The sequence below is a fragment of the Paenibacillus donghaensis genome (assembly GCF_002192415.1).
Lineage (GTDB): Bacteria > Bacillota > Bacilli > Paenibacillales > Paenibacillaceae > Paenibacillus_AQ > Paenibacillus_AQ donghaensis.
The window spans coordinates 1,730,959-1,757,194 of the sequence record NZ_CP021780.1 but is presented as its reverse complement, the minus strand read 5'-3'; the positions used below and the strand labels follow the sequence as shown (position 1 = coordinate 1,757,194).

Annotated in this window: 27 protein-coding genes and 1 pseudogene; 11 read left to right on the top strand and 17 right to left on the bottom strand. The window is 53.1% G+C overall.

The window, feature by feature from the left end:
• Window positions 1-16 precede the first annotated feature (16 nt).
• The 6 genes from B9T62_RS07255 to B9T62_RS07230 form a co-directional block, all read right to left on the bottom strand.
• Window positions 17-841 carry an aldo/keto reductase gene (locus B9T62_RS07255; RefSeq protein WP_087914647.1) on the bottom strand — a complete coding sequence of 275 codons (825 nt, stop codon included), beginning with the start codon at window positions 839-841 and terminating at the stop codon, window positions 17-19.
• Between the two features lie 331 nt (window positions 842-1,172).
• Window positions 1,173-1,418 (bottom strand): YuzB family protein, encoded by a 246-nt coding sequence (locus B9T62_RS07250; protein ID WP_087914646.1) that lies wholly within the window; start codon window positions 1,416-1,418, stop codon window positions 1,173-1,175.
• A 41-nt stretch (window positions 1,419-1,459) separates the two neighbouring features.
• Window positions 1,460-1,762: a HesB/IscA family protein gene (locus B9T62_RS07245; RefSeq protein ID WP_087914645.1), complete on the bottom strand. Its 303-nt coding sequence runs from the start codon at window positions 1,760-1,762 to the stop codon at window positions 1,460-1,462.
• A 120-nt stretch (window positions 1,763-1,882) separates the two neighbouring features.
• On the bottom strand, window positions 1,883-2,143 hold the full coding sequence (locus B9T62_RS07240) for a hypothetical protein (RefSeq protein ID WP_087914644.1): 261 nt from the start codon (window positions 2,141-2,143) through the stop codon (window positions 1,883-1,885).
• Between the two features lie 123 nt (window positions 2,144-2,266).
• On the bottom strand, window positions 2,267-3,475 hold the full coding sequence (locus B9T62_RS07235; RefSeq protein ID WP_087914643.1) for a M14 family metallopeptidase: 1,209 nt from the start codon (window positions 3,473-3,475) through the stop codon (window positions 2,267-2,269).
• Between the two features lie 155 nt (window positions 3,476-3,630).
• A complete protein-coding gene (locus B9T62_RS07230; protein WP_087914642.1) occupies window positions 3,631-4,515 on the bottom strand; it encodes a helix-turn-helix domain-containing protein in 885 nt (294 codons plus the stop codon).
• Window positions 4,516-4,625: 110 nt separating this feature from the next.
• Between B9T62_RS07230 and B9T62_RS07225 the strand changes: the two genes are divergently transcribed.
• Window positions 4,626-5,855: an MFS transporter gene (locus B9T62_RS07225; RefSeq protein WP_157685498.1), complete on the top strand. Its 1,230-nt coding sequence runs from the start codon at window positions 4,626-4,628 to the stop codon at window positions 5,853-5,855.
• 1,227 nt (window positions 5,856-7,082) lie between these two features.
• On the opposite strand, the gene racE is transcribed toward B9T62_RS07225, so the two are convergent.
• Window positions 7,083-7,889 carry a glutamate racemase gene (gene racE / locus B9T62_RS07215; protein WP_087920171.1) on the bottom strand — a complete coding sequence of 269 codons (807 nt, stop codon included), beginning with the start codon at window positions 7,887-7,889 and terminating at the stop codon, window positions 7,083-7,085.
• 242 nt (window positions 7,890-8,131) lie between these two features.
• Between racE and B9T62_RS38795 the strand changes: the two genes are divergently transcribed.
• Window positions 8,132-8,296, top strand: a complete 165-nt coding sequence (locus tag B9T62_RS38795; protein WP_157685497.1) for a hypothetical protein — start codon at window positions 8,132-8,134, stop codon at window positions 8,294-8,296.
• A 385-nt stretch (window positions 8,297-8,681) separates the two neighbouring features.
• Here B9T62_RS38795 and B9T62_RS07210 read toward each other — a convergent pair whose 3' ends face one another.
• From B9T62_RS07210 to B9T62_RS07195, 4 genes are all read right to left on the bottom strand, one after another.
• Window positions 8,682-9,074 carry a YtxH domain-containing protein gene (locus B9T62_RS07210; RefSeq protein ID WP_087914639.1) on the bottom strand — a complete coding sequence of 131 codons (393 nt, stop codon included), beginning with the start codon at window positions 9,072-9,074 and terminating at the stop codon, window positions 8,682-8,684.
• Window positions 9,075-9,182: 108 nt separating this feature from the next.
• A complete protein-coding gene (locus B9T62_RS07205) occupies window positions 9,183-9,851 on the bottom strand; it encodes a helix-turn-helix transcriptional regulator (RefSeq protein ID WP_087914638.1) in 669 nt (222 codons plus the stop codon).
• A gap of 82 nt (window positions 9,852-9,933) precedes the next feature.
• The gene (locus B9T62_RS07200; RefSeq protein WP_087914637.1) at window positions 9,934-10,374 is read right to left on the bottom strand and encodes a DUF86 domain-containing protein; all 441 of its coding nucleotides are present in this window, start codon (window positions 10,372-10,374) and stop codon (window positions 9,934-9,936) included.
• Between the two features lie 216 nt (window positions 10,375-10,590).
• Window positions 10,591-10,878 carry a Dabb family protein gene (locus B9T62_RS07195; RefSeq protein WP_087914636.1) on the bottom strand — a complete coding sequence of 96 codons (288 nt, stop codon included), beginning with the start codon at window positions 10,876-10,878 and terminating at the stop codon, window positions 10,591-10,593.
• Window positions 10,879-11,087: 209 nt separating this feature from the next.
• Between B9T62_RS07195 and B9T62_RS07190 the strand changes: the two genes are divergently transcribed.
• A complete protein-coding gene (locus tag B9T62_RS07190; RefSeq protein ID WP_087914635.1) occupies window positions 11,088-11,672 on the top strand; it encodes a helix-turn-helix domain-containing protein in 585 nt (194 codons plus the stop codon).
• Here B9T62_RS07190 and B9T62_RS07185 read toward each other — a convergent pair.
• Entirely contained in the window at window positions 11,667-12,329 is a 663-nt protein-coding gene (locus B9T62_RS07185) for a class I SAM-dependent methyltransferase (RefSeq protein WP_245864377.1), read from the bottom strand. The genes B9T62_RS07190 and B9T62_RS07185 overlap by 6 nt on opposite strands.
• Entirely contained in the window at window positions 12,326-13,081 is a 756-nt protein-coding gene (locus tag B9T62_RS07180) for a GNAT family N-acetyltransferase (protein WP_087914634.1), read from the bottom strand. Before B9T62_RS07180 ends, B9T62_RS07185 begins: the two co-directional genes overlap by 4 nt.
• A gap of 136 nt (window positions 13,082-13,217) precedes the next feature.
• Here B9T62_RS07180 and B9T62_RS07175 point away from each other — a divergent pair, with 136 nt between their 5' ends.
• From B9T62_RS07175 to B9T62_RS07155, 5 genes are all read left to right on the top strand, one after another.
• Window positions 13,218-13,925 (top strand): response regulator transcription factor, encoded by a 708-nt coding sequence (locus B9T62_RS07175; protein ID WP_087914633.1) that lies wholly within the window; start codon window positions 13,218-13,220, stop codon window positions 13,923-13,925.
• Window positions 13,922-14,944 (top strand): sensor histidine kinase, encoded by a 1,023-nt coding sequence (locus B9T62_RS07170; RefSeq protein ID WP_087914632.1) that lies wholly within the window; start codon window positions 13,922-13,924, stop codon window positions 14,942-14,944. Before B9T62_RS07175 ends, B9T62_RS07170 begins: the two co-directional genes overlap by 4 nt.
• Window positions 14,945-15,092: 148 nt before the next feature.
• Window positions 15,093-16,004 (top strand): ABC transporter ATP-binding protein, encoded by a 912-nt coding sequence (locus B9T62_RS07165; RefSeq protein ID WP_087920169.1) that lies wholly within the window; start codon window positions 15,093-15,095, stop codon window positions 16,002-16,004.
• A complete protein-coding gene (locus tag B9T62_RS07160) occupies window positions 15,997-16,734 on the top strand; it encodes an ABC transporter permease (RefSeq protein WP_087914631.1) in 738 nt (245 codons plus the stop codon). Before B9T62_RS07165 ends, B9T62_RS07160 begins: the two co-directional genes overlap by 8 nt.
• Entirely contained in the window at window positions 16,734-17,537 is an 804-nt protein-coding gene (locus tag B9T62_RS07155) for an undecaprenyl-diphosphate phosphatase (RefSeq protein ID WP_087914630.1), read from the top strand. The genes B9T62_RS07160 and B9T62_RS07155 overlap by 1 nt, the downstream gene beginning before the upstream one ends.
• A gap of 1,298 nt (window positions 17,538-18,835) precedes the next feature.
• On the opposite strand, the pseudogene rpsN reads toward B9T62_RS07155, so the two are convergent.
• The 3 genes and pseudogenes from rpsN to rpmG form a co-directional block, all read right to left on the bottom strand.
• Window positions 18,836-19,105 (bottom strand): annotated as a pseudogene (gene rpsN, locus B9T62_RS07150) (30S ribosomal protein S14).
• Between the two features lie 43 nt (window positions 19,106-19,148).
• A complete protein-coding gene (locus tag B9T62_RS07145) occupies window positions 19,149-20,357 on the bottom strand; it encodes a GTP-binding protein (protein WP_087914629.1) in 1,209 nt (402 codons plus the stop codon).
• Window positions 20,358-20,381: 24 nt separating this feature from the next.
• Window positions 20,382-20,531, bottom strand: a complete 150-nt coding sequence (rpmG, locus tag B9T62_RS07140; RefSeq protein WP_087914628.1) for a 50S ribosomal protein L33 — start codon at window positions 20,529-20,531, stop codon at window positions 20,382-20,384.
• Between the two features lie 191 nt (window positions 20,532-20,722).
• On the opposite strand from rpmG, the gene B9T62_RS07135 reads away from it, so the two are divergent.
• The 3 genes from B9T62_RS07135 to B9T62_RS07125 are packed head-to-tail and all read left to right on the top strand — an operon-like array spanning window position 20,723 to window position 23,514.
• Window positions 20,723-21,745: a CobW family GTP-binding protein gene (locus tag B9T62_RS07135; RefSeq protein WP_087914627.1), complete on the top strand. Its 1,023-nt coding sequence runs from the start codon at window positions 20,723-20,725 to the stop codon at window positions 21,743-21,745.
• 27 nt (window positions 21,746-21,772) lie between these two features.
• A complete protein-coding gene (locus B9T62_RS07130; RefSeq protein WP_245864376.1) occupies window positions 21,773-22,774 on the top strand; it encodes a permease in 1,002 nt (333 codons plus the stop codon).
• 26 nt (window positions 22,775-22,800) lie between these two features.
• The gene (locus tag B9T62_RS07125) at window positions 22,801-23,514 is read left to right on the top strand and encodes a TIGR03943 family putative permease subunit (RefSeq protein WP_157685496.1); all 714 of its coding nucleotides are present in this window, start codon (window positions 22,801-22,803) and stop codon (window positions 23,512-23,514) included.
• Here the strand turns inward: B9T62_RS07125 and B9T62_RS07120 are convergent, their stop codons facing one another.
• A complete protein-coding gene (locus tag B9T62_RS07120) occupies window positions 23,515-26,223 on the bottom strand; it encodes a PAS domain-containing hybrid sensor histidine kinase/response regulator (protein ID WP_245864375.1) in 2,709 nt (902 codons plus the stop codon).
• Window positions 26,224-26,236: the final 13 nt, after the last annotated feature.

The window sequence follows — 26,236 nt, the reverse complement described above, 5'->3', positions numbered from 1 at the left end:
GGCTTGCGGTTTTTTGCTAAAACAGTAATTTGTCGGGGTCACTGCCAATCCGTTCTCCGGCATCCAGCCCGCTGATTGCCTGCACCTCTGCATCCGTCAGCTCGAAATCGAAGATTTCACTGTTCTCCTTAATGCGGGAGGCTGTAACCGATTTCGGGATAATTACGATTTGATTCTGCAGTTCCCAGCGCAGAATGACCTGGGAGACGCTTTTGCCATATTGAGCGGCAATGCCTTGCAGCAATTCATTATCCTGCAGACGGCCCTTCATCAGCGGTGCCCAGGCTTCAATCTGAATCTGGTGTGCAGTACAGAAATCATGCAGCTCTTTCTGGATGAAACGCGGGTGCAGCTCCACCTGGTTCACGGCAGGCGCGGTGCTGCTGTCCTTCAGCAGCTCCTGCAGATGATGGATCTGGAAGTTGCTGACGCCTATGGCGCGCACACGGCCTTCTTCCTTCAAGCGCTCCAGGGCACGCCAGGTGTCTTTATACTTGTCCACTCCTGGCCAATGGATCAGATACAGATCGATCATATCCAGACCCAGCTTCTTGCTGCTCGTCTCAAAAGCGCGCAGTGTGGAGTCATAGCCCTGGTCGTTGTTCCAGACCTTGGTCGTTACGAACAGATCGCTGCGTGCCACTCCGCTGGAGGCAATAGATTCGCCTACCTCCTGCTCATTGCCATATACGGCTGCTGTATCAATACTGCGGTATCCCAGCTCCAGCGCGGTGGAGACAGCGTCAGCCACCTCCCGGCCTTCCGCCTTATAGGTGCCGATTCCAAACCAGGGCATTGCCACTCCGTTATTCAGAATTACTGAATCCGTAATATGCTTCATATGATTACGTCCCCTCGTATGTATATAGTTTATTTTTGATTAGTCTCTCTATTATATCATAGCGTTCGTTGCCTCCCAAACCGCAGCAGGATTAGTACCAAGAACGCCACACGCAAGAAGAAACGGCTTAGCCGTCCTCTGCAAAGCGTATGCTTCCGAAGCAGCGATACTACGTATCGCTTTCAGGTATCCGTTTCTGCGAGAAATAGAAGGATAATTTATGGCGTGGAACATATAAATTCTGGCGTAATATTTCAAAAAAAGCTGCCCTTAAATGCAGAATAATCTGCTTAAGGGACAGCCTCAATGATATGGCTTATTCAAGCCATTCTTATTCCTGAACCTGGACAGCCGGCCGCTTCACAAAAGCTTCCACTTTCTTCAGCACCTCGTCCTCGGTCGGAGCACTGACGTAACGTCCGTTGATGTAGACAAACGCGCGTTTGCCGCAAGGGCCGCAATAGGACTTACAGCCGATCTTGATCTCGGCATCCGGTGCCATCTTACGCAGCTTCGGCAGAATACTCTTCATGCGGGTAAAGTTACATTGATCACACACTTGTATATCGTTAGCCATGGAGCAACCCTTCTTTATGTCCGAAAGTTTCGGGCGAATATTTAGTGATCGCCATGATTTCCTTTAGACGGATTAGTGATAACAAAACCTTCTTCAGGCAGATAGAAATAATCAATGCGCACACCGTCCAGCAGCGGCTGGGTCGGGTCAAGGATCACATCAATCTCCTTGTCGGTGGAGACTACGATGTCGTTCTCTCCGGGCGTGTCCAAATCCAGGCCGTAGTGGGCATGATCCCCATGGGCATGGGTAATAGCTACGCGCAGCTTCAGTTCTGGGTTACCTTCAAGCTCCATTTGCTTCTTTATCTCTTTAGCCGCATTGCGGGTAATTTTGACATTCATTCCTCATTCATCTCCCAAGCCACTGTAGTTTAAATACTCAATAATTTATTTTAAAGGAAAATAGCTTGTAAAAGCAACCATTTACACGAAATAGACAGGTTTATGGAAGTAAAAGGTTCTTTAAACATTCACCTTCTGGGCCTGAAGTCCCGGGTATTTACGCTCCATCCTGGAGACGAACCAGCCCATCAGCAGCATGGTTACACCGATATCATCTATCGGCAAGAGCGGCATAAGATCCGGCAGCACCCAATACAGCAGTACCGGAATCGTAAACAGCAGCTTGTCCGCCATAGCAACCTGCGAGGAGACCACATAACGCCAGGTGCTGCGGAGAATACCGGACCATTGCTTCAGCGAGAGCAGCTTTCTGAATTTCATGATGTACCTCCCGTAAGAACATAGTTAAAGGGCACAGCCGCGGATAACGTGTAGAGACGACAGCGGCCATACCCTATGTCCTATATTACGCAAGTTTGCTGCAAATGTTTCATAATTATTTCATCATTGCATGTCAGACAGGATAGCTGCCAGAATCAAACCCGTCTCCAGTGCCATATCGTCAAAATCGGACAGCGGCAGCGGATTCTTGCCGATTCCCAGCTCCACGGTAAAGCCGGGCCGGCCAAAGGTCTGGATGAACCAGTCCTTGTATCCGGCATCGCTGCCGCTCAGCATGGCGGCCCGGTAGCCGCTGGCCGCAGCCAGCTTCACAGCCAGCGCCTGGCTCTCCGGCGGCTCCAGGCCGCGGTAGTTCCAATAAATCTCTGCGCCCTGGCTATGCAGAGATACAGCGGCTTCGCCGGGATGGGCCAGCGCAAGCTCGGCCAGCGCAGCCGCCTCGGGTTCGCTCAGCGGGGCAATGCCGCCATAGTCGCGTGGCGCAGGACCCTTTACCCCTCTGCGTGCCTGCTCCTCCTCCCAGAAGGCCGGGAACTGGTCGCCCAGATCCACCCCGCGGATGTTGGCCTTCCAGTGCCTGAAGTTGCGGCGGCTGCTGTTCCACTGCATAAGGTCATCATACGACGGTTCGCCGGGCATGACCCCCTCCTGCACCAGCTCCACTCCGTCCGGGTTCGCCATCGGCACCGCCCAAAGTGTCCAGCGGTTATACCACTCCTCGGCAGCATGCCCGTTCCAGCCCGTTCCCCCGGCATAGGCTGCCGCATATTCCTCTATGAAAGACATCAGGCAGGGCGAGGTCAGCCATTCGTTGGCATGCAGCGCTGCATTGACATGCAGATGACGGGGGCCATTGCCGATCCGTAGCAGATGAAGTGGCTTGCCCAGCACACTGCTGCCGATCGTGGTGTGGGCGATGAACGGATAACGGGATGTCAAGCTGCCGATATCCTGCTCCAGCTCGGCCGGACCGTATTCACCTCGCAGGTATACGCTCCGGCGTGGTGACGCCGACGGAATAACCAGAATCTTGCCGGGACTGCAATAACGTGCGGTATGAACACCGGGGTTCAGCAGCTCCAGCTCCTCTGTGCTCACCCCAAATAAGCCGGCAATCCGCCCGGCATCGTCGCCCTCCTGCACAGCATAACGTTTGCGCGGCGCAGAAGGCAGGTACAGCATTTGTCCGGGATATAAATAAGGCTGCCTGCTTGCCCAGGGGTTCCCTTGCACCACATGCTCCGGTGTCAAGCCATGCCTGGCGGCGATCCGGCTCACGGTATCTCCTTTAGCTGTAATATATTGCTGCATGATGTCTCATCCTCTCGGCCTGAAATGACCGGGCGCCTGCCGCTCCGCCGGATCAGCCTTACTTGGCAGAGGATTGATGCGCGGCCTTTGATTTATTGTATGCGCGCACATCCGGGGTTAGCAGGCTCCCCTTGCCAGCAGTCAAATTATACAGGCTATGGGGACGATAGTGCAGGCAGACCCTCATGAAGATGCTCCCGGCAGACCTGAAGCAGGGCAAGGTAGCTGTCGTTGAACTCAAGCTGTCTAAGCATCTCCAAATAGCTGACTAATTTCGTCGTATCCTTGCTCTGCTTCAAGCAGATCACCGTAATTTCGTAATACACAGAGGTGACGATCTTGTCGTACAGCAGATGGGTTTGATCCGCCAAAGGCAGAGCTTTTTTCAAGAAAAAAAGACTCTTCTCATAGTTATGCTCCGCCAGGCAGATCGTGGCGATATTCTGCAGCAGATGCTGCGGAATCGTTCTACTCTCGGCAAAGGAATGATATTTGTCGAACTCCTGCACCGCCCGTAAGCCAAAAAAAATCGCATCCGCGCTGTTCAGCGTGAACAGAAAGTTATTCAGCAGCTTGAATTCGTATAAGTACCATTTGTCTACACTAAGCAAATACGGCTTGATGTAGTCAGCAATCTCACCCACCCGCTTCATTTGATCCTCCCGGCCATGCTTGATCAGCACCCCTTGCCCAAGCAGATACAGGTGATAAAAGGCTACCGTTCGGGTTGACTCGTAAAGCGCCAGGCATTCATAGCTGATCGCTTTCACCTGCTCAAATTCATAACGGTTCCCCGCTTCAACCAGCTTCAGATGCAATGAACGTTTGATTGGCTGGGCATGTTCATAGTGCAGAAATAATAGCTCCTCCAGAGACATTTCCAGCTTGTCGAGGATCGAAATCAGCTTGTCATAGCCGGGAAAATATTCCCCTCCCTCAAACCGCGACAGATTGGAGCGGCTCATAATGCCCCCTGCCAGGTCCGATTGATTCAACCCCTTCGATCTACGAATCTGTTTGATCGTATGGCCCAGAACCATGTCCACCCTCCTTTTGTGAGTATCCAGCACAAATTTCCAGCTTTTTTTCCATTGTATGCTACATTCACGCTAATAGAAAATACATATGTCAGTAAAGGATGGTACTTTCAATGTTAATGAACCAGAAGCTGGGCAGGATGATATGGAATATCCTGATCGGAACTCTTTTCACGCGAACAGCACTATTTATGAGCACTCCATTTTTAGCTATTTTTCTAACGAATCAGAAAGAAATCTCGATTATCCACACTGGTTATATCCTTGGCATCAATCCGTTGATCAATGTGCTGTTCGGCGGGCTGGGGGGAGGGCTTGCTGACAGGTTTTCGCTCAAAAAAATCATTGGCTACGTTCCGATCGCTTGGGGCGGCGTGTTCATTCTGTTTTATTATGCCGACAGCTTCTGGCAATTCCTGCTGCTCAGCGGGCTGAACGGGTTATGTTATTCAATCTTTGAGCCGGCCAGCAAAAAGGTGCTGTCCTCTCAATCCAACCAGACTAACCGGCTGCTGGTCTTCAATCTGCGGTATACCGCAATTAACCTGGGGGCTTTTGCCGGACCGCTCTTAAGTCTGCTGTTCAATATGAGAATGACGCTGTTCCCTTATGTAATCCTCGGAGTGCTCTATATTTTGTACGGAATGTCCACTCAGCTGTTTTTCGCGGAAAGTTCTGGCGCAGTCTCTCCCGTATCTGCCACACCTCTCGTCTCACCTACGCCTCATAAACCCCAGCAGCGCCTGTATGCGTTCCATGTGCTGCTGAAGAACCCTGTCTATCTGCTGCTGCTTGCTGGCGTAAGCTTCTCCTTCTTCGGCTATTCGCAATTGAACTCGACGGTCTCGCAGTATATGGCGAACAGCAACACCTTTGCAGATGGTATCCGGCTCTACTCCACGCTTTTATCCGCCAATGCCGTAATCATTCTGGCGGCCCAGTTTATATTGCTCCGCTGGATCTCCGGCTGGAACCCTTTCAACGTCATTCTGACAAGTAATCTGCTGATCAGTCTCAGCTTCTTGTGCTTCGTCTTCCCCTCTTCTTACCTAATGCTGCTTGTATTTATTGTGCTGTTCAGTGTAGGGGAAATGCTGATCGGCGCCCGCTTCGATGCGCTTGTGGACGAGTTGGCACCGGAAGAGGCCAAGGGGCTGTATTTCGGCAGCTCCGAATGGGTCCGCACCGGAACGATTGGCGGTCCCATTATCGGAACCCTTCTGCTGGATCAATTCGGTTTCCACTCGGGGCTCCCCGTATTCGGGCTGTTAAGCGTCCTAACGATTGCCGGGGCAGGGCTGATTCATATGGCCAAGTTCAATTATCGGAGAGGAAACTATTGAGTTAGTTTTCCCCATATGCAAAAGCAACTGAACCTTAGCCATAGGATTAACAGTAGTTTTTCCCCATAGCCACCTACGCGTTACTCCTTAGAAAGCTAAAAGCTCTATCAGAAGGCAAGGGGCCTTACGTAGTAACCTATACTCATCAAATAAGCCTCTCTTCCTAATAGCGGAAGAAAATCTTATTCTCACATTTCTTTACTGCTTAGGCTCCAGCTAGGATTTAGAGTGTTGCCCTGGAACCTTCGGAGTAATTAGATGCGAAACTGCAACTAATTTCAGCCGAAACACCCATTATCAGGATAATAAGTGCATATCTGCAACTAAATTCGAGTAAAGCAAGCTTATTATGCTCAAAATCCTAAATTAGGTGCGTTTTCGCACTTATTTCCTCCAACACAGAAAAAAACAACTAAATAGATGCAGTTTCGCAACTAATTCTTTGGACTGGACACATGAGACTATATAAGATGAACTTTAGAATGAAACGGTGGAGTTGTCAGAATGCCTGGTGCATAGGGCTACCCGGACCACTCGAATATAACATTCTTAAGTTCACGTTCTATATCATGGAACTGAATCTGAAGTGTTCTTATCATATGGAGTCCTAAGTAGTAACACAATTTCAACCTATACTTAGGTTACCATCAGGAAATCGGGCTTTAACAGCGATCGTAAGAACCCTCCGAACCCGTAGCGAACTTCATTCACAAATGGGCAACCGCTGCTTCTGGTTTTGAGAAAAAAACGCCCTTTTCATAAAATGGAAGTTCCACCGGGAGAACCTTGCGTTCATGTGGCTGGCTCGTCGGTTACGTCCCAACTTCCTCAGCATCAATCAAAGCTGCAAGAAAAGGTACATGGGCTATTGGCCGACATTGAAGCCGCAGAGAAACAAGAAGAACACGAGTACCAAGCGCTTCTCGGCGACCGGACAGCTTCAGCAAGACGGACCCGGACGCGACCTTCATGCGCATGAAAGAAGACCACAGGCGAAATAGTCAGCTCAAACCCGGATATCATGTACAGCTCGGAACCGAAAATCAATTTATTCTGGCGTACCAGTGTACACCAAAGATCGACGGATTCCCGCTGCTTTGCTGGCTTTTTGTGGTTTTTAGAATGAAGAGGAACTGTATATGTCGTAGAAACTACTTTTGGGACAGACTGGAATGATTGTCGGTACAATAGGAGGTTGTCCCTATTCATCTCACACCGGTTATCGGTTTACAGGGTAGAAACCTGCCAAACCACAGGCGTCCGCTTAATCTGCTCTCCCAGCCAGTCACGGGCAATCCGCTGGAACATCTCGGCGTCTCCGCTGCAGAAGAACTGGTGGATCGGAATTTCGTCTCCGCTGGACAGCTTGCCCTTGTCGTACAGAATCGTGCTGATCTCGCGTGCCGTCTCATCCGCAGAGCTGATCAGCTTCACTCCAGGACCCATAACCCCGCCGATCAGGTCAATCAGAAACGGATAATGGGTACAGCCCAGAATCAGGGTATCAATCGGCTCATATTTCATTCCGTTGAGGGAATCGGCAACTGCCTTGTGGCTCTCCTCTGAGCGGAACATTCCCTGCTCCACCAGCGGGACAAGCGTCGGACAGGCCTGGCTAACCACCTGGACGAACGGAGACAGCTGCTTCAGCGCAGCCGTATAGGCCCCGCTGCCAATCGTGCCGATGGTGCCAATCACGCCTACCTGACCGCTTTTGGTCGCACTGATGGCGGCGCGTGCTCCGGGATGAATCACTCCGATTACCGGGATGTTTACTTTGGCTGAAATATAGTCAAGAGCCGCAGCTGTTGCCGTATTGCAGGCGATCACAATCATTTTGGGATTAAATTGAATTAAATAGTCCACAATCTGTTCGGTAAACAACGTTACTTCCTCAGTCGAACGGGGTCCGTACGGAGCTCGGGCCGTATCTCCGAAGTAAATGATCTTCTCCCTCGGCAGTTGTCTCATCACTTCCTTGACAACCGTAAGCCCTCCCACACCAGAGTCTAATATTGCTATAGCTTGCTGCACGAACACACCGCTTTCTTCTACTTGTTTTGTGTAGCTTATGTAAGGCAGAAAGAAAAGGTACCTGTCTTTCAGCCCCAATTGCAGATATTACTCCATTTGCGGTTCCAGTTCAAGACATATGTTGCTGATCGATTCCTCCCAAACCCTCCCTTCCAAGGGAGGGCCCCAAAGGGCTGCACCCTCTGGACTCCCGCAAACTTGGCGAAGGAGTCTGGCGGCACTGTGATTAGGGGGCTGGGTGCTTGGATCGCTTATCCCTGCGGGACCGCTTGGACGCCGCATGGGCTGGCCCGCTATCCCTGACGGGATGCACGCCGGGGGCTAAGGTCAAAGGCCGGCTGTTCCTTCGGATTGCGCAAGATCTTAACGGCAAAAACGTTACTACTCAGGTTCTATCCAGGATTTAGAGTCTGCCCTCTTCTCAATAATTAGATGCAAAACTGCAACTAAATTCGGCCAAAACGTCCATTAGCAGGAAAATAAGTGCAAATCTGCAACTAATTCCGATTAAATCACTCCTGGAACACTCTAAAGTCTAAAATAGATGCGGATTCGCACTTATTTCCTCCAAAACGGCAAAAATCGGTTAAATAGATGCAGTTTCGCAACTAATTGTTCGGCTCCCTAAAGATGAAACAGAATCTGCATAATTCTTTTTATAAGGAGTACAAGCAGCAACACAAAAGCACGCTGTTCCTGCGGAATGCGCAAGACCTTTATGGCAAAAGCCGCTTTCCGCCAGATGCGGCAAGCGGCTTCTTATCGTTAATTGCCGCAACCCGGCAGATCCTTCTACAGGTTCGGACTGTTGTCTCCATGATCCGTTCCGTCCTCTTCCGTACCTGCTTCTGCTTCATCGGCCGCCACTTCTTCCGCAGCTTCGTCGATCCCGCTGACGGCAAGCTTCACTTCCTCATCTGTGTCAATTGTACATTTGTTGGTCCATTCCTTGACCTCGCTTACTACCAGCAGCGCCGTATCTTTGGCTTTATCGTAGATTTCCACGCCTTTGTCGCTGGCCTGGGCCGCAAGCTCCTGTACCTTCTCCACGCCTGCTGCTGTGCCTTCGGCAATATCCTGGCGCAGCGCCTTGCCCGGCTTGGGCGCGAACAGCAGCGCGGTCACCGAACCCAGTATACCTCCTGCCAGCAGTCCCCACAGCAATCCTTTAGAATCCTTCTTCATGGTTACATCTCTCCTTATTAATTGATTGTATGCTTCGAATGACGGCGACCGGGCTAATGCCCAGTTCTGATCTGCTATATCATAAGCAAAGAGAGTCTGTCCTGTGACTTATTTGGAAGTGCCAGCAGAAATATCTCCTTCTCTTACCGGCGTGATCTCGTAGCGGCAGCATTGGCCGCCTTCGGCCATGCATTCACTGCGCTTCACCTTGGCATCCAGCAGCTCCTCGAACAGGTTGTGCTCACATTGACAGGCTTTGCGGTATTGGGTAGCCACCTGACGGATGGGACAATTGTATTCACGCATCTCGAAGCTGCCATCCTCCGTGCGGCTCCACTCTGCCATATAACCTCCGGCATTCTGAATCGAGGACAGCTCCGCTACCCGCTCTTCCAGATTCCGCTGCTCCATCATTGGAGCATACTCTGCCAGCATCCGGCGGCGGCGGCCTTCAAACAGTACATTCACAGCTTCCACACCGCTCCCGTGATCCAGCTCGCGCAGCAGTTCAAGCGCCAGATTGTGATAGCTTTTGGGGAAATAATCTTCCGAACGCTCGGTCAGGGAGTAGACATGGAGCGGCCTTCCCATCGCCTGACGGACTACCTTGGTCTTCGCCAGCCCATCCTGCTCCAGCTGCAGTACATGGCGGCGCACCCCCATCTCAGTAATTCCCAGTTCTTCTGCCAGCGCGCCGATGGTCAGTGGTCCTTTTGTCTTCAGGAGCGTCATAATCAAACGCCTGGTTGATCCGCTTTCCTGCCCCTTTTGTATCATCAAAGGAACCCCTCTCTTTCCCGGCTGTCGCCTGTAGTGGTATTACATTAAGCAATAACCCGAATTCGCTTCCGTGCCTGCTCTATGCCTCAGCCCGGCTGCCCAGCTCCTGGTCCAGATAACCTCTGACCTCGGAAGCAAATTGCTCCAGAAGCCCGGGAATCACCAGACTGAGCGGATGAAGACTGCTGCGGTCCCAGAGATAATAATCCTGCACCAGCGGTTTGCGCAAGGCCACCAGTTCGATTAGCTGTGCATACATCTCCTTATCCGCAAACACCCGCTCCTCGTGAATAATCGAGATAATATCCTCATAGCTGCCCGCGTCACGCATAATGAATCCGTCAATCAGACAGCTGCCCGTATCGGTTACCACTTCAATTGCCAGATGAAGGCAGCGCTCCTGCACCAGCCCGAGCATTAAGCTGCCGTCCCAGGAACCCACTGCCGAGCGGAGCCCATTTGCCAAATCAGGAATTTGCTCCAGGATCAATTCAATTTGCTGCCGGTTGACATAATACAATCACATGACCTCCAGATCGATAATAGTGTGGAGATAGGCTCTGCAGGCTGCCCAACAGGCTACTTGCCCCGTCTGCCGCGGCGTTTCAGCCAGAACAGCATGATGAAGGAAGCCGCTAGAAACACTATCAGGTAAGTTAACGCTTCCATCGGGTATTCAAGCTCGCGCATTCCGCTCACTGCTCCCGTCCTAGGATAGTCCGGCTTGGGCCGGCTGCTACACTTCGTAATCTACAACGATCGACAATTCCTTCACTTCGTTGATATGGGCAATGACTTCCTTATGCGCCGGGTGAACCTGATAAGCCTGCAGATCCTCAAGCGTTGCAACCACGGTCACAAGTGCCAGATCAAAGGAACGTTCGGAATGAAGGATGTCCGTCCCCACCTCAATGGAGATCAGCTGCGGAATTCGACCCTCCATATTGCGCAGCACCTGTGCTGTGACTTCCACCTGCTCAGCTGAGCGGTCTTTTAACTTAAAGAACACGATATGTTTAATCACTTGGATAAACCCCTTTGCGTCAATATTGTAAAATGGTTACTAAAAATATATCATAAGACTAACCGTTCTGAAAGGAACTTAGGCAGCGTCAAGCCAGGTAACAGGATTATCCATTGCTGCATCCCCTCAAAGTATTGTAGTATAAACCAAATGGAATAGATGACATGGAGTACATAAATTCATAAATCTTAACCAAGTTCGGAGGAAGTATGTCCAATAATCAGCCAGAACCTCATAAGATTCAGGCATGGTCCCTGATCAACCGCAAATACCTAGGGCAGGGTGTCCGTGTCAAACGTTTCCGCCGTCCCACCCGCAGTCAAATCCGCAACCGGGTTCTGCTTGCCGTCCTGATGGCGAAGGACATGAAGCTGTCCCGTCTGGCGGAGGAGCTCTCTGTCTCCTCGCGCAGCGTAAGCGCCTGGGTGTATGAGGGCAGAATTCCCTCCAGCAACAACAGGGACAAGGCCTGCCGTCTGCTGGGCTACCCGGCTCATGTCCTGTTCAACGAAGCACTGGTGCGCCAGAGTCCAATCGTCTGCCAGCCTACGCCGTCACGGTTTATGAGAAGAAACCTGTCCGGAGCGCCGCACAGCAATATCATTCTGACCGGCCTCTGCATGGTGTATGACTTCTCTGTCACCGATGTCAGCATCTGGATCGGAGTACATCCCGGCACGTTCCGCAAATGGCTGCATTACAGCCTGATGCCCTCCCAGACCCTGCAGGAGAAAGCTGAGGATTTCTTCCGCATTCCGCGCCATATCCTGTTTGCGGATTGTGAGACTCTATAGTCTCAAGGCTGCATAGCGGGGTTTGCGCGCAGTGATCGACCGCAGGAGGTACTCGTGGCTGTCTCCCAGCACTCCCTGCAGCACCTCTCTGTGCAGCTCCGTGCCCAGAATATCAGTATCTGCAAATTGCGCCCTCAGATCAGCATCACTGAAGAAATGGGCGTATTTGTGCTGCTTATATTCATATGTTCCCGGCTCCAGCTGCCGGCCGCAGCCGTTATTCGGGTCCTCGGCCGCAAAGCTGGCAAAATAGAGCAGTCCACCAGGCTTCAGTTGCTGCAGACAGCTCTCCACCAGTCTCCGGCGGTCCTCCTCGAGGAATAAATGCAGCACACCATAGCAATAGACCGCGTCCACCGGCTCTATCAGGTCCGCATCCAATGCCGACCCCAGAATAAAATGGCTAAGCGGGTCCCATTCCCGGGCAAGGGTCAGCGCAGCTTCACTCAGCTCGACCCCCCAGGTCCCAAACGCTGCGGAGAACACTTTCGTATTCCGCCCGTAGCCCGCTCCCGGGACCAGCACCGATTGTACACCTTCACTGCTGAACCAGTCCCTTGCAACAAGCGCCGTAGGACTCGGCTCACTGCCCCAGATCATTCCCTCACGCGCAAACCGCCCGCTCCAATATTCATTCACACTGTTGTCAGTTGTCATGTATTATCCCACACTCTGTACCAATAGTTATAAATCTCCTTGAAGCCCAGCTTGTCATAGAGCGCCGAGGCTCCGCTGTTGTTCTTCAGTACTTGCAAAAAAGCGCCAGAAGCGCCCCGCTCCATTCCCCACTGCAGCAGCCCCTTAATCAGCCCCACTGCCAGCCCCGTCCTCCGATAGGCAGGCGCTGTAACAATATCGTACAATCCGAGATATCCCCGCTGCAGAATACCGAGGCCACAGGCCGCCGGTATGCCCTCCACAGCAACCACAGCATATCCCTGCTTCAACGACGAAGCGCTGAGCATTCTACGAAGGGTGTCCCTGTTAGACGCAGTCAGTTCAGCCAGTTCGGAGAAGACAGACAGCCATTCTTCATTCAGGTGATCCTCTATATGTACGGTTAGAGAAGAGCCGGTGATGGAGGGCACCTGCTTGAGATCCAGTACCCGCACTGAGGACGGCTCAACCTTGCGGTAGCCGCGAAGCTCAAGCATGCCGTCTAGTGCTTCGGGCTGGATGAACGGTGTGATTTTGAATACCGGCACCAGACCTGCCGCCTGATAATAGGCCTCTGCATATTTAAACTGCTCATCGGCTCCCATCCCGGAGCGCTCAGGAGCATATAGCGGATTCACAGAGTTGGCCCGCTTCGTGTACCCGGATGACGTCCGCAGCACCCAGCCGTTCAGCAGCACGCTCTGCTCGGCAGGCCAGGTGTTCAGAGTGATTTCTTCGATCCATTTATTCATTACTTGTGCTCCTTCCTAATTAGTACCTATATCTAAATATCATAAACTACTGGTTCTTGAACGCAAAATATTAATTATGATATAGTTACCGACGATCCAGCTTATCTGGTAGATCTACTAAAAGGAGGAAAAGCCTATGAGCGACGTACGAGTGCTGATTGCCGAGGATGATCGGGAAATCCGCGAGCTGCTGAGAGCTTACCTGGAACGTGAGCTGTATCAGGTCGATACCGCGGCGGATGGTGAAGAAGCGCTCCGGCTATTCGGCCAGAGAAGCTACAGTCTGGTGATTCTGGATATCATGATGCCTGGTGTAGACGGAATTGAGGTCTGCCGCAGAGTGCGCAACAGCTCAAACGTGCCCATCCTGATGCTGACCGCCAAAGATCATGAAGTGGAGAAAATCCTCGGCCTCAGTATGGGCGCTGACGATTACATGATCAAGCCCTTCAGCATCAATGAGGTTGTCGCCAAAGTCAAGGCGCTCCTGCGGCGGTTCATGGTGCTGGGCAACGAGCAGAACCAGCCGGAATCCCCACAGCTGGTGTTCAAAGGGCTGACGATTGACTCCAGGTCCTATTCGGTCCATAAAAATGGCGCAGAAATAGCCCTGACGGCCAAGGAATTCGAGCTGCTGAAATTCATGGCCTCCCGGCCAGAGCAGGTATTCACCAAAACCCAGCTCTTCCGCAGTATCTGGGACAGCAGCTATATCAAAGACGACAATACGGTCATGGTCCATATCCGCAAGCTGCGCAAAAAAATTGAAGACGATCCGTCCGATCCGCATTTTATTCAAACGGTTTGGGGCATTGGCTACAGATTCTCGGGTGAACCGGAATGAATCTTTCCAGGACGTTATCCTTGCTGATTGTACAGGTTGCTCTGATTGCCCTGTATGCCGGTCTGATGATTACAGGCAACGCCTCGCCGCTGGCGGGGTATGTGCTGCTGTCGATGCTTGCCGCGCTTGGCTGCCTGCTAATTATGAATACGCTGCGCACCCGCAGTAACCTGAAGCAGCTGAAGGCCGGGCTGGCTCGCGCCGCCGAAGGCCCTATCAAGCTGCGCTTCTTCGCCACGGAAGACAGACTGTGGAATGAAATCATCTACGATATCAACGAGCTGCTGCGGCGGCTGGAACGAATGGAGCAGGAGGCCGTCCGCTCGCAGGCTTCACGCAAAAGTCTGCTCTCCGCCATCTCCCATGACATTCGTACACCGCTGACTTCGATTATCGGCTATATCGATGCCATGAAAGATGAGGTGTTCGCCTCTGTGCAGGACAAGCAGGCTTATCTGGAGATCCTTGCCGCCAAATCAAATGCGCTCAAGCTGCTGGTGGAGGATCTGTTCACCCTGGCGAAGCTGGATGCCGACGAAATGCCGCAGCAGCCGGAGCTGCTGGATTATGCCGAGTTGGCCAGGGAAGCGCTGATTGAGCTGCTGCCGGAGCTGCGCCGCCGCGGGCTGGAACTGACGGTCCAGCTGCCGGAGGAACCCTGCCTGATCCGGGCAGACCAGCTTAGCCTGCTGAGAGTATTACGCAATGTGCTGGACAATGCGGCGCTGTATGGCAGTGCAGGCAAGGTGCTGGGCGTACACCTCGTAGAAGCCGGCCACTGCTGGAGACTGGTCATCTGGGACCAGGGACCCGGGATTGCGGAGGCAGAGCTGCTGCATATTTTTGAGCGGAGCTACCGTAGCCAGTCCGCAAGAGAATCGGCTGAAGCGGGCAGCGGGCTGGGCCTGGCGATCGCCAAAGCGCTGGTGGAGCAGAACGGCGGCAGCATTGAGGCTGACAGCAGACCGTGGGACCGCACAGCGTTTGCGATTTCTTTTCCCCGGCATGAAGCAAGCTAGAAGTGTTAAATCGAAGGAAAAAGGATCAGATGAAACTTAGACTTTCTTATATTTTAAGAAACAGTTAAGAAATAGATAAGCCCCAGTTCAATCCGCTTCTTTAGAATGGGTATCAGACCCGAAGGAAGAAGGTGTGCAAGTGAATATCATGATCCGTACTGTCGGTCTTAGCAAAATCTACGGCCAACAAAAATCGGTAGATAACTTGAATATGACGGTTCGCCAGGGAGAAATCTACGCTTTCCTCGGCCGCAACGGCGCCGGCAAAACCACGACCATCCGCATGCTGCTTGGCCTGATAAGGCCTACCGCCGGTCAAGTGGAGCTGTTTGGGGAGCCGCTCACCGTCCGTCATAAACAGAATCTGTCGCGCATAGGCTCCATGGTCGAGATTCCGGGCTTTTATGAGAATCTTACCGCCCGTGAGAACCTGCTGATCAACACCAGAATTATGGGTACGGTCAGAAAAAATGCTATAGATGAAGCCCTGGAGCTGCTAGATCTCCATCAGCAGACACGCAAGCTGGTTGGCAACTATTCGCTCGGAATGAAGCAGCGGCTAGGCATTGCCCGAGCGCTTCTGCATGACCCCGAGCTGCTGATTCTCGATGAGCCGACCAATGGCCTTGACCCGATCGGAATCCGCGAAATGAGGCGGCTGATCCGGCAGCTGGCCCATGAGCGGAAGATTACGATTCTGATCTCCAGCCATATTCTGTCCGAGATAGAGCAGCTTGCGGATAGGATCGGCATTATTCATGAAGGCCGGCTACTGGAGGAAATGGACACCGCACAGATCCGTTCACTGAGCCGCCGATATCTGGAGTTCCAGGTGTCGGACGACAACAAGGCAGCCCTGCTGCTGGAGCAGCATTGCGGGATTATGGACTACGAGGTCCATCCGCAAGGGATCATCCGCATCTACAGCGCACTTGATCAGCAGGCGCAGCTGAACCGGCTGTTTGTTGAGCAGGAGCTGGATGTGTACAAGCTTGTTATGAAGGAAGAACGGCTGGAGGACTATTTTACGAAGCTGGTTGGAGGTGGCACCATTGGTTAATCTGCTCGCCGCCGAACTGCTGAAGCTGAAACGCTCCAGAATGCTGCTGCTCAGTCTGCTCGGTGCAGCTATTGCCCCTATTATGGTCGTGTTGGCCTTCTACATTAACAAACATTCAGAAATCCACAACGAACCGGCTGATCTGGCCGTGCTGTTCTACAACACCAGTATGTATACGGTGCTGTTAATCGGAGTGCCGCTCTATACCGTAGTTACAGCCTACCTGTTCAACCGTGAATATGTGGAGAACACCCTGGAGAATCTGCTCACCCTTCCGGTAGGCCGCACTACATTGATGCTTAGCAAAATGCTGATGCTGATGCTCTGGATTCTGCTCCTGTCACTTGTCGCCTGGGTGCTCACGCTGCTGCTCGGGCTGCTTGGCGGGTTTGGAGGCCTCAGCGGTTCGCTGATCCTGCACTCGCTAAGCGCGTTTGTGCTGGCCGGGCTGTTTCTGTTTGCGCTGTCCACCCCTGTGATTCTGATTACGGTCATGATGAAAAACTATGTGCCGCCGATTATCTTCGCCCTGTCGATTACACTGATCAATGTACTGGCCTATAATTCGGAGCACCGCGGACTTGTCCCCTGGACCGCTGCCTTTGATATTGCCCAAGGCACTCTATTGCCCACATATCCGGCTGCCGTCTCCTATGGGATCATTGCCGCAATGTCGGTTGGTGGATGTATCGCCACCCTGCTCTATTTCAGAAAGGTGGATGTGAATTAATGTACGAATATATCTGTGCTGTGCTGCTGGGTATTGTGGAGGGGCTGGCCGAGTTTCTGCCGATCTCCTCCACCGGGCATCTGATCCTGGCCGGCGATCTGCTAAACTTCGAGGGCGAGTCGGCGGTCACCTTCATGATTGTCATTCAACTGGGGGCTGTTCTGGCCGTACTTGTCCTCTATTGGAATAGATACATGTCTCTGCTGCGAGGATTGCTGTCCCTGGATTTCAACACTAAGAACCGGCTGAACGCGCTTCATCTGGGAATTGCGATGGTTCCGGCGCTGGTGATGTACCTCAGCTTCAAAGAGCTGATCAAGAGCAGGTTGTTCGGCTCGGCGCCTGTGCTGATCGGGCTGATTGCCGGCGGGGTGCTGATGATTATCGCGGCCCGTGCGAAACGGAAAACAACTTCAGATAACACCGACGATATTACTTATAGACAAGCTTTTGGGATTGGCTTGTTTCAATGCTTCTCCCTATGGCCGGGCTTCTCCCGCTCTGGCTCAACCATTTCAGGAGGGATGCTGCTCGGCACCAGCCAGAAGGCGGCTGCGGATTTCACCTTCCTGATTTCGGTTCCGGTGATGCTCGGAGCTACAAGTCTGGATCTGTATGACAGCCGAAGCCTGTTGACCTCTGATGATCTTATCCTAATGCTGGTCGGCTTCGTGGTGGCCTTCGTGGTGGCCATGATTGCCGTCGTAACGTTCCTGAAGCTGATCAAGCGTCTGCGGCTGGAATGGTTCGCGATCTACCGGTTTGTGATTGCGGGGGTGTTTTATTGGTTTGTTCTGAGGTGATTCGATCCCTCCCAAACCCTCCCTTCCAAGGGAGGGCCCCAAAGGGTTGCACCCTCTGGACACCGGCAAGTTTGGCGAATGAGCCTGGCGGTACGGTGATTAGGCGGCTGGGGCGGAAGAGCGCTTATCCCTGCGGGACCGCTTGGACGCCGCATGGGCGAGCCCGCTATCCCTTACGGGATGCGCACCGGGGAGTAAGGCAAAAGCGGGCTGTTCCTTCGGAATGCGCAAGACCTTTTGCGCTAAAGCGGGCTGTTCCTGCGGAATGCGCGAGATCTTAACAACAAAAACGTTAACTACTTAGGTTGCAGCCAGGATTTAGAGTCTGCCCTACAGCCTTCCGAGTAATTAAATGCGGAACTGCAACTTAATTCGGCCGAAACGACCATTAGAAGGAAAATAAGCGCAACTCCGGTTACTGCTGGGGCCTCCGAAAGATAGAAGCATCAAAGAGTAAGCTTCTTGATCGCCACACAAATCTGCAGCCACCGATTTAAGTGCGAATACGCATCTAATTCATCGGTTTTTTCCGTTTTAGAGCAAATAAGTGCGAAAACGCATCTAATTTGGGATTTGGAGCGCTCAAGAAGCAATTTTCTCGAAAATAGTTGCAGATTCGCACTTATTTGTCCGATAACCACAGTTTCATCTGAAATTAGATGCAGTTTTGCATCTAATTTCTCTGAAGGCTCCAGAGCAGCACTCTACATTCCCAGTGGGACCAGAGTATAGGGAATCCCTACGGCTAATTAATCTCAAATTGCGGATTCAAGGTGGTTATAGGGAATTTCTACCACTAACCACGCACCATCTGCTCTACAATAGGCTCCACGGACGATTTAGCGGCAACTTGTCCCTGTCCCCATATACGATAGCAACGGAACGTTAGCCGAGGATTAGCGGTAGTTTATCCCCATAGCCACCTACGGGTTACTCCTTAGCAAATTGAAACGTATATCGGAGGGCATGGGTTCTAAGCAGTAACCAAATCTGCAACTAATTCCGAGTATATTACTCCTAGAACGACTGATCCACCAGGTTGTTAGGGATCCCCCACCCCTAACAACCTCTCCACCCATAAACTTGACCTGAGAAGATACCTTTACTCTTTTACACAAACTTCTTGATGCTACCCACTCGGAGAGCGTTAAGAAGTTACTTAACGGTAGCAATTCTCCCATATCCTCACCACATCCCCATTTTGGAAGCAATTAGCATTCAAATTCTCAATATACTCCTATACAACAACAAGGCCTGCGGGAATCAGATGATTCCCGCAGGCCTTGTATGTGAAGAGGTCACCAGCTTGACTTGGTGATCCCCGGAATCAAGCCCTGATGGGCCAATTCACGGAAGACAATCCGTGAAACCTTGAACTTGCCAAGGTATCCCCGCGCTCTGCCGGTTACCTGGCATCTGTTCATCAGCCGGGTGGCCGAGGAATCACGCGGCAGCTTCTACAGCGCCAGGTAATCTCCGGCGGCCTTCAGCGCCCCTCTTCTCAACGCATACTTAGCTACCTGTTGCTGTCTCTGCAGCTGTTTGGCCAGCTTGGATTGTTTAGCCATCGTTGAGTCTCCTTCAATAGTTATTATCAGCGTTTCTATTCGGCTATTCCATTACTTCTGCCCGCAGCTGCTCTGACGGCCAGGGAAGCGGATTCTCATAGGCAGTCCAGTCCTCGGTCATTTCCTCTGAGGTCAACAAACAGCGGTCCAGCCGCGCCTCAATCTCCTCCTGATTCATCCCTACACCGATATAGACAAGCTCGTTCATCCGGTCGCCCCATGTCTTGTCCCATCTGGCTCTTACTTCCGGCTCGCTGTCCAGCACTTCCTGCTGCTCCTCTAGTGGCAGTGTCGCCAGCCAGTAGCCCGCAGCCCCGAACTGGATCGAAGGTCCGGCCTGGCTCAGCGTGGCTGCCAGATCCCCGTCTGCGGCCAGCCAGACCAGCCCCTTGGCCCGTACGACCTCCTCAGGCCAGTCGCGTAAGAATTGGTCCAGCCGCTGCGGGTGGAACGGTATTCTACGCCGGTACACAAAAGAACCGATGCCATATTCCTCAGTTTCAGGAATATGCTCTTCCTTGTTCAGCTCGGCGATCCAGCCCGGGGACATGCTGGTCCGCTCGAAATCGAAGCGGCCGGTATTCAGCAGCTCTGCGGGAGAGATGCTGCCGTTGACGGTGCGGATGATCTTGGCTGCAGGCTGCAGCTTGCGCAGCACAGCTTCCAGCTTGTTTAACTCCTGCTCCTCCACCAGATCGCATTTGTTCAGCAGCAGCACATCGCAGGTTTCGATCTGATCGATCAGCAGGTCGACAATATCGCGGAAATCGGCTTCTCCGGCCGTCTGGCCCCGCTCAAGCAGACTGTCGCCTGAAGCGAAATCATGCCAGAAACGATTGGCGTCAACGACGGTGACAAGGGTATCCAGCCGCGCCAGTTCAGTCAGGTCAATGTCCAGCTCTGGGTTGGCATAGGTAAAGGTCTGGGCAACCGGAGCAGGCTCGCTGATCCCCGACGACTCAATCAGGATATAATCAAACCGGTCTTCGGCAGCCAGCTTCTGCACTTCAACAATCAAGTCATCGCGCAGGGTACAGCAGATGCAGCCGTTGGACATCTCCACCAGCTTCTCTTCGGTTCTGGAGAGCGTATTTCCTGACTTTACGAGATTGGCATCTACATTCACTTCACTCATATCATTGACAATTACAGCCACTCGCAGGCCTTCCTTGTTGTGCAGAATGTGATTCAGCACTGTTGTTTTGCCGGAGCCCAGGTAACCGCTGAGCACAGTAACGGGAATTCTGTTCATTTCTTTTCTCCTCCTTAGGGCGGCTTAACGGGTTTCTCGGTGCAGGGTCACTCTTCTCAGGCGGGGGCAATATTTCTTCAGCTCCAGCCTTTCCGGATGATTTCTCTTATTCTTGGTTGTTGTATAGTTGCGGTCGCCCGTCTCGGTGCAGGCCAAGGTAACGATAACTCTCATGTCAGGACACAACTCCTCTGTGTTTAATTCGTAATTATTACGATTAACACATTCTACTCTTTAGCCCCTCACTTTGTCAACCTTGCCTTTGCAGACTAACTTTCTGGTCTTTCGAGCGGACAACCTACGTATAGATGAGATTATATCAACAGGAGCAGGCCGGATAAGCGAATCGGACAGGAGTGGAGAACATGAGAATACCGGTAATTATCATCAGCGGATTTCTGGGGAGCGGCAAGACCACGCTGCTGCTCTCCCTGTTGAAGGAAAGTGCGAAGCGGGGGCTCACCCCGGGAGTGGTGATGAATGAGCTGGGGCAGCGGGATGTGGACGGCTATATCGTTCAGGAGCATACCGGCACCGCTGTACAAAAGCTGCTGGACGGCTGCATCTGCTGCAGCCGCAAGGAGGAGTTGGAGCAGGCGCTCGTTGTACTGGTGAGACGGCGGCCGGATGTGATCTATATTGAGTTGACCGGAGTTGCCGATCCGGCAGAAATCACCGGCACGCTGCTGCAGCCCTCCCTCCGGGACTGGATGGCGCACCGGGCAACGGTGACCGTGGTGGATGCCTACCATGCCCTGGAGTATAATAGCCGACTGTCTGCCGACAAACAGCTGGTTCGGACGCTCCGCAGCCAATTGGCGACCGGAGACGTAATCATTGTCAACAAAAGCGATCTTGTCGAGCAGGAGGTGCTATGGGGCATCGAAAAGATGATCCGCAAATATAATCCACGGTCTGATATCGTGTTTACCCACTACAGCACGATTAATCTGGCTCCCCTGCTGACTGGGATTATTCCCAAGGCAAGGGTCGGTTCTCCGGTGCAGCGTGCGCCGCAGACCTTCACCAGTGCTGTGCCGGCCCCTGTCGCCACAGCCCGTGCGGCAACTGCAGTCAGCCCTTCCGAGGAGAGACATGATCCCTCTTTCTCGCAGGTTGCGGCTGTAACCTTAACTTTTCCGGCGGGAGATGCCCAGTTGGACAGCCATCGCCTGGAAGCCTTCTTCGACCAATGCGGCAGCAGTCTGCTTCGCGCCAAAGGACATGTCCGGATTGAAGGCCGGGAGGCTGTCCAACTGGTGCAGTACGCAGGTGAACGCACCCACTGGGAGGATTCCAGTTACCCTGGAGCACCTTATGTGGTCTGTATCGGCATGAACCTGAATGAAGCGCAGCTGGACGTGCGCTGGAAAGCGTTGTTCGGATAGTGCACGCTGCAGAAAGGAGTCCATGCTGTGATCTCTTTGGTCAGGAATAAGTTCTTCCCGCTGCTGCTGCCCGCCACACTGCTGCTTGTACTGGTGGTTATCCACGGCGTCCCCTTAGCTTCAGGCGCCGCCAGGCTGCTGAACAACGATTATGCCGTCATGTTCAAAACGGCGTTGATCGGCATCCTGCTGGAAGCTCTGCCGTTTGTGCTGGCGGGAGCACTACTCTCTTCGCTGTTGCGTGTATTCGTGCCCGATGCCTGGATCTCGCGCTGGATTCCGCGGCAGCCGCTGCTTGCCATTCTGTTCGCATGTCTGCTTGGCATCCTGCTGCCGGTATGCGAATGCGGGATGATTCCGCTTGTACGCCGTTTGATCCACAAGGGCATGCCCGTGTATGTGGCGATTGTGTTTATTCTGTCCGGTCCGATCCTCAATCCGGTGGTATTCGGGGCAACCCTAACCGCGCTGCGCGGCCACCCCGAGCTGGCCTATGCCCGGATGGGGCTCGCCTTTACCGTCGCGTTTATTACAGGGCTAATCATTTATGTCACCGTCCGCAAATCACCGCTTCGCCTGACCATGCAGCAGCAGGGAGGCGAGGGCCATCCGCTGAGCGCGAGGGGCGGGAAGCTGGCCGCAGTGCTGGTGCATACGTCGGACGAGTTTTTTGAAATGGGCAAATATTTGCTGATCGGCTGCCTGCTGACCTCGGGAATCCAGACATTTATGACACACAGCAGCTTGACCGCCATCGGGGCAAAGCCCCTCGGCTCTTATCTGTTCATGATGGGACTTGCCTTTGTGTTATCCCTCTGCTCGACTTCGGATGCCTTCGTGGCTTCCACCTTTCTGCATCAATTTCCGGCAGGATCCCTACTGTCATTCATGGTGCTGGGGCCGATGCTTGATTTCAAAAATTCGCTGATGCTGCTGTCCCTGTTCAAAACCAAGTTTGCGCTCTACCTGTTTTTCCTTATCTTCAGCGGTGTATTTATCGGCTCCGTGCTATTGTCCGCATGGCTGTGAGCAGCCGCTCCCAGGAGGTTCTGTTCATGAACAACTCCCGCAGCATCCGGGTTCATTATCTGTTCAGGTCGGTCCTGCTGCTGGCCTTGGCCCTGTATATCGCCCAGCTTGCCGAACATAACGCGCTGCTCTATTATGTAACACCGAAGCTCGCGCGCTGGGTGAAGCTCTGCCCGGTCCTGCTGGTGCCCATGGCACTCAGCCTGGCCTTGCAGGCCGTCTCTGGACGGAGCAGCGCGCTGTGCGACTGTGAACAGCGTCTCCCCCGTTCTGTATGGAGAAGCGCCGCGTTATATGCGCTATTTCTCATCCCGCTGCTGCTGGGCTACCTGTTGCCTGACCGTACTCTTCTAAGCACAGCCGCCGCCTCTAAAGGCCTCACGCTCCTTCCTGCGGATGAGCAGCTGCTGGCAGGCCGGGAGGTTACCTTTACCGGCTTCCTGTATCCTCATGAGCCTAGGGACGCGGACAACACCTTCACCGCCGCCCGTTTCCTGGTACATTGCTGTACAGCAGACGCGGCCCCGCTGGGCATTCTGGTTGATCCGGGACAGCAAAAAAGCCTGCCCGCCGACACCTGGATTGAGGTTCGGGGCAAGCTTCAGATTGTACAATATGAAGGCCGGGAGATGCTGCAGATTAGCGCGGCTAAGATTCTGCCGATTCCGGAGCCGGCAGTTCCCTATCTCTACACTGAACCCGACTCCGCCGCCAGCCTGGAGCAGCTGCTCCAGCCGTAATCATCTCCGGATGCGGCCCGACCATTCCTTCAGCACCCGGTCCAGCTCACTGATCCGGATCGGTTTGGAGATGAAGTCCTGCATGCCGGCCTTCAAGCACATCTCCTTATCTTCTTTTCTGGCAAACGCCGTGGCAGCGATAATGACCGGATACAATCCCAACTGCTCACGGATAATTCCCGTAGCCTCTATCCCATCCATCACCGGCATCTGAACATCCATAAACACGAGATCGTACGAGCGGGACAATACGGCTTGCACCGCTTCTTCTCCGTTCAGGGCCAAATCGGCGGTATATCCCCGTTTCTTCAGGAAAGCCCGCAGCAGCTGCTGATTCACCGGATGATCCTCGGCAATCAGAATGCTGAGCGGCCCATAGACGCCCTGGTCCGAGGATTCGTCTGGTTGCTTATTGCCTGGGGCTGTCGCTTCCTGCTTGCTGGCAGCCTCAGGAAGCCGGTCCTCTCCGGGCAGCGCAACCTGCACGGTGAAATAGAACTCCGCACCTTCCCCTTCACGGCTGAACACGCCAATGCTCCCGCCAAGCAGCTCAGCCAGCTTCTTGCTGATCGCCAGCCCGAGGCCGGTTCCGCCGTATTTGCGGTTAATGGATGGATGCAGTTGGGAGAAGGATTGGAAGAGCAGCCCCTGACTCGCCAGCGGGATGCCGATTCCGGTATCCTTGACCGTAAATTTGATGACCGTCTCAGCCGCACCAGGGGGCGTTTCCAGCGTCACAGACAGGCTGATTTCCCCCTGATCGGTGAACTTAACGGCATTGCCCAGCAGATTGACCAGGATCTGGCGCAGCCTGGCTTCATCGGTCAGCACCAGCGCCGGCAACGCCGGGTCCAGCTCGCTGATTAGGGTGATCCCTTTCTCATCCAGCTTCGGCAAGAACAGCTCTACTACACTCTGCATCACCAGACCCGGGTCCACCAGCTGCTGCTCCACGGTCATCATCCCGGCTTCAATCTTGCTGAAATCGAGCACCTCATTCAGAATATGCAGCAGCGCTTCACCACTCTTGGTGATGATCTGGGTATAATACTGCTGCTCTTCATTCAGCTCCGTGCCTGACAGCAGATCAGTCATGCCGATGATTCCGTTCATGGGCGTACGCAGCTCATGGCTCATAATGGCCAGGAACTCCGACTTGGCCCGGTCCGCCTGCTCCGCTGACTCCTTGGCCCGCACAATATCCTTCTCTTCCGTAATATCACGGAAGACCACCACCGTGCCCTTGCGCACCCCGTTGTCAAACAGCGGCGTCAGCCGGTATTTGACCAGGAAGCTGGAGCCGTCCTGCCTCCAGAACACTCCCTCCCGCTCTTCAAACGAATGATTGTCCGGCAGGGCGTCCATCAGGGTCTTCTGGATTCCCGTATACTTGTCATGGTCCAGCCAGGTCTGATGGATAGTCTGCAGCTGGCGGCTCACTGACCATTCGCCGGGATCGAATCCAAGCATGCTGGCGGCAGCCGGGTTGATGAACATCGTGGCCCCTTCCAGATTCATCCCGAAGATTCCTTCGGACACCGAGTTTAGAATCAGGGCATGCTCGTTGCTAAGCTCTTCAATCTGCTGAAGATGGCGCTTGTGTTCTGTAATGTCGCTGATAATGCCGAATACGCCGGTCACCAGATGGTTTACCATTATCGGCACATAAATAAGACTTACCTCCACCGCATGCCCCTGCCGGTGGATCAGTGTGCTCTCAAAGGTCTGTGCTTTCCCAGCTGCAGCAAGCCGGAACCGCTCATTCACGGTCTCCAGCTCTTTCGGGTCCATAATTTCGTGGTAGTCGGAATACAGCAGACTCTCACGGGAATAGCCGGTCAGCTGCAGCAGGCTGGCATTGACCGAGAGTGTAATACCGGCAAGATTCATTGCGCTGATCGCTGATGGATTATATTCAAATAAAGACTTATAGCGGTTCTCACTCTCGCGCAGCTGGTCTTCCATGCGGTGGCGTTCCGTCACGTCGCGGGCAATCGTCATCACCTGCTCCACCTCGCCATTCTCTCCGCGCAGCACCTGGAAGGAGCTTTCGATCCACAGATAATGTCCGTCCTTATGGCGAACTCGGCGCGTAAACACTTCATTATCAGCGTATAAATTGCCCTCCTCCACCATTTCGGGCACATCTTCTTCATGGTAATATACCAGGCGTTTGGTTCCGATCATCTCATCGGGTGAATAGCCCAGCAACCGTTCTACGGATGGAGAGACGTAATGCAGTGTCCCGTCTGCCTCACCGAAGAAGATCATATCAGGGGTGTTCTCCGTAATCAGATTGTACAGGTGCTGATTATCGTGCAGTTTCTTCTCGGCCAGCTTGCGGCCCGTTATGTCGGACATTTCCACAATCATATGCAGCGGCTCGCAGGTGCCCTCCTTAAACATCAGGAAGACATGCACAGCCGCCCAGATGACACTTCCGTCCTTGCACACGAAACGTTTCTCTTTGTCCACGGATGCTCCGGGCTCCTGCTGCAAATATTTCATTATCAAATCATGATCAGCCGTATGCTTCCCTTCCGGGTCGGCAACATGCAGATAACGAAGCTCCTGAAGCTCCGCCTCCGAGTAGCCAAACATCCTGCAAAGTGCAGGATTGGCATGAACCATGGACCCATCATGGATGGAAACCACCGCAAAGCCGATGGAAGAAAACCGATACAAATGCTCATAAATAAATTCAGACACTAGTGGCGCCTCC

Bases quoted from the DNA above. Each gene is read 5' to 3' on its own strand.
- rpmG (WP_087914628.1), bottom strand. From the start codon at position 20,531: ATGAGAGTTATCGTTACCTTGGCCTGCACCGAGACGGGCGACCGCAAC.
- B9T62_RS07235 (WP_087914643.1), bottom strand. From the start codon at position 3,475: ATGCAGCAATATATTACAGCTAAAGGAGATACCGTGAGCCGGATCGCC.
- B9T62_RS07245 (WP_087914645.1), bottom strand. From the start codon at position 1,762: ATGAATGTCAAAATTACCCGCAATGCGGCTAAAGAGATAAAGAAGCAA.
- B9T62_RS07145 (WP_087914629.1), bottom strand. From the start codon at position 20,357: ATGAACAGAATTCCCGTTACTGTGCTCAGCGGTTACCTGGGCTCCGGC.
- B9T62_RS07255 (WP_087914647.1), bottom strand. From the start codon at position 841: ATGAAGCATATTACGGATTCAGTAATTCTGAATAACGGAGTGGCAATG.
- B9T62_RS07225 (WP_157685498.1), top strand. From the start codon at position 4,626: ATGTTAATGAACCAGAAGCTGGGCAGGATGATATGGAATATCCTGATC.
- B9T62_RS07240 (WP_087914644.1), bottom strand. From the start codon at position 2,143: ATGAAATTCAGAAAGCTGCTCTCGCTGAAGCAATGGTCCGGTATTCTC.
- B9T62_RS07205 (WP_087914638.1), bottom strand. From the start codon at position 9,851: ATGATACAAAAGGGGCAGGAAAGCGGATCAACCAGGCGTTTGATTATG.
- B9T62_RS07180 (WP_087914634.1), bottom strand. From the start codon at position 13,081: ATGAATAAATGGATCGAAGAAATCACTCTGAACACCTGGCCTGCCGAG.
- B9T62_RS07190 (WP_087914635.1), top strand. From the start codon at position 11,088: ATGTCCAATAATCAGCCAGAACCTCATAAGATTCAGGCATGGTCCCTG.
- B9T62_RS07230 (WP_087914642.1), bottom strand. From the start codon at position 4,515: ATGGTTCTGGGCCATACGATCAAACAGATTCGTAGATCGAAGGGGTTG.
- B9T62_RS07135 (WP_087914627.1), top strand. From the start codon at position 20,723: ATGAGAATACCGGTAATTATCATCAGCGGATTTCTGGGGAGCGGCAAG.
- B9T62_RS07185 (WP_245864377.1), bottom strand. From the start codon at position 12,329: ATGACAACTGACAACAGTGTGAATGAATATTGGAGCGGGCGGTTTGCG.
- B9T62_RS07175 (WP_087914633.1), top strand. From the start codon at position 13,218: ATGAGCGACGTACGAGTGCTGATTGCCGAGGATGATCGGGAAATCCGC.
- B9T62_RS07170 (WP_087914632.1), top strand. From the start codon at position 13,922: ATGAATCTTTCCAGGACGTTATCCTTGCTGATTGTACAGGTTGCTCTG.
- B9T62_RS07155 (WP_087914630.1), top strand. From the start codon at position 16,734: ATGTACGAATATATCTGTGCTGTGCTGCTGGGTATTGTGGAGGGGCTG.
- B9T62_RS07165 (WP_087920169.1), top strand. From the start codon at position 15,093: ATGATCCGTACTGTCGGTCTTAGCAAAATCTACGGCCAACAAAAATCG.
- B9T62_RS07125 (WP_157685496.1), top strand. From the start codon at position 22,801: ATGAACAACTCCCGCAGCATCCGGGTTCATTATCTGTTCAGGTCGGTC.
- B9T62_RS07210 (WP_087914639.1), bottom strand. From the start codon at position 9,074: ATGAAGAAGGATTCTAAAGGATTGCTGTGGGGACTGCTGGCAGGAGGT.
- B9T62_RS07250 (WP_087914646.1), bottom strand. From the start codon at position 1,418: ATGGCTAACGATATACAAGTGTGTGATCAATGTAACTTTACCCGCATG.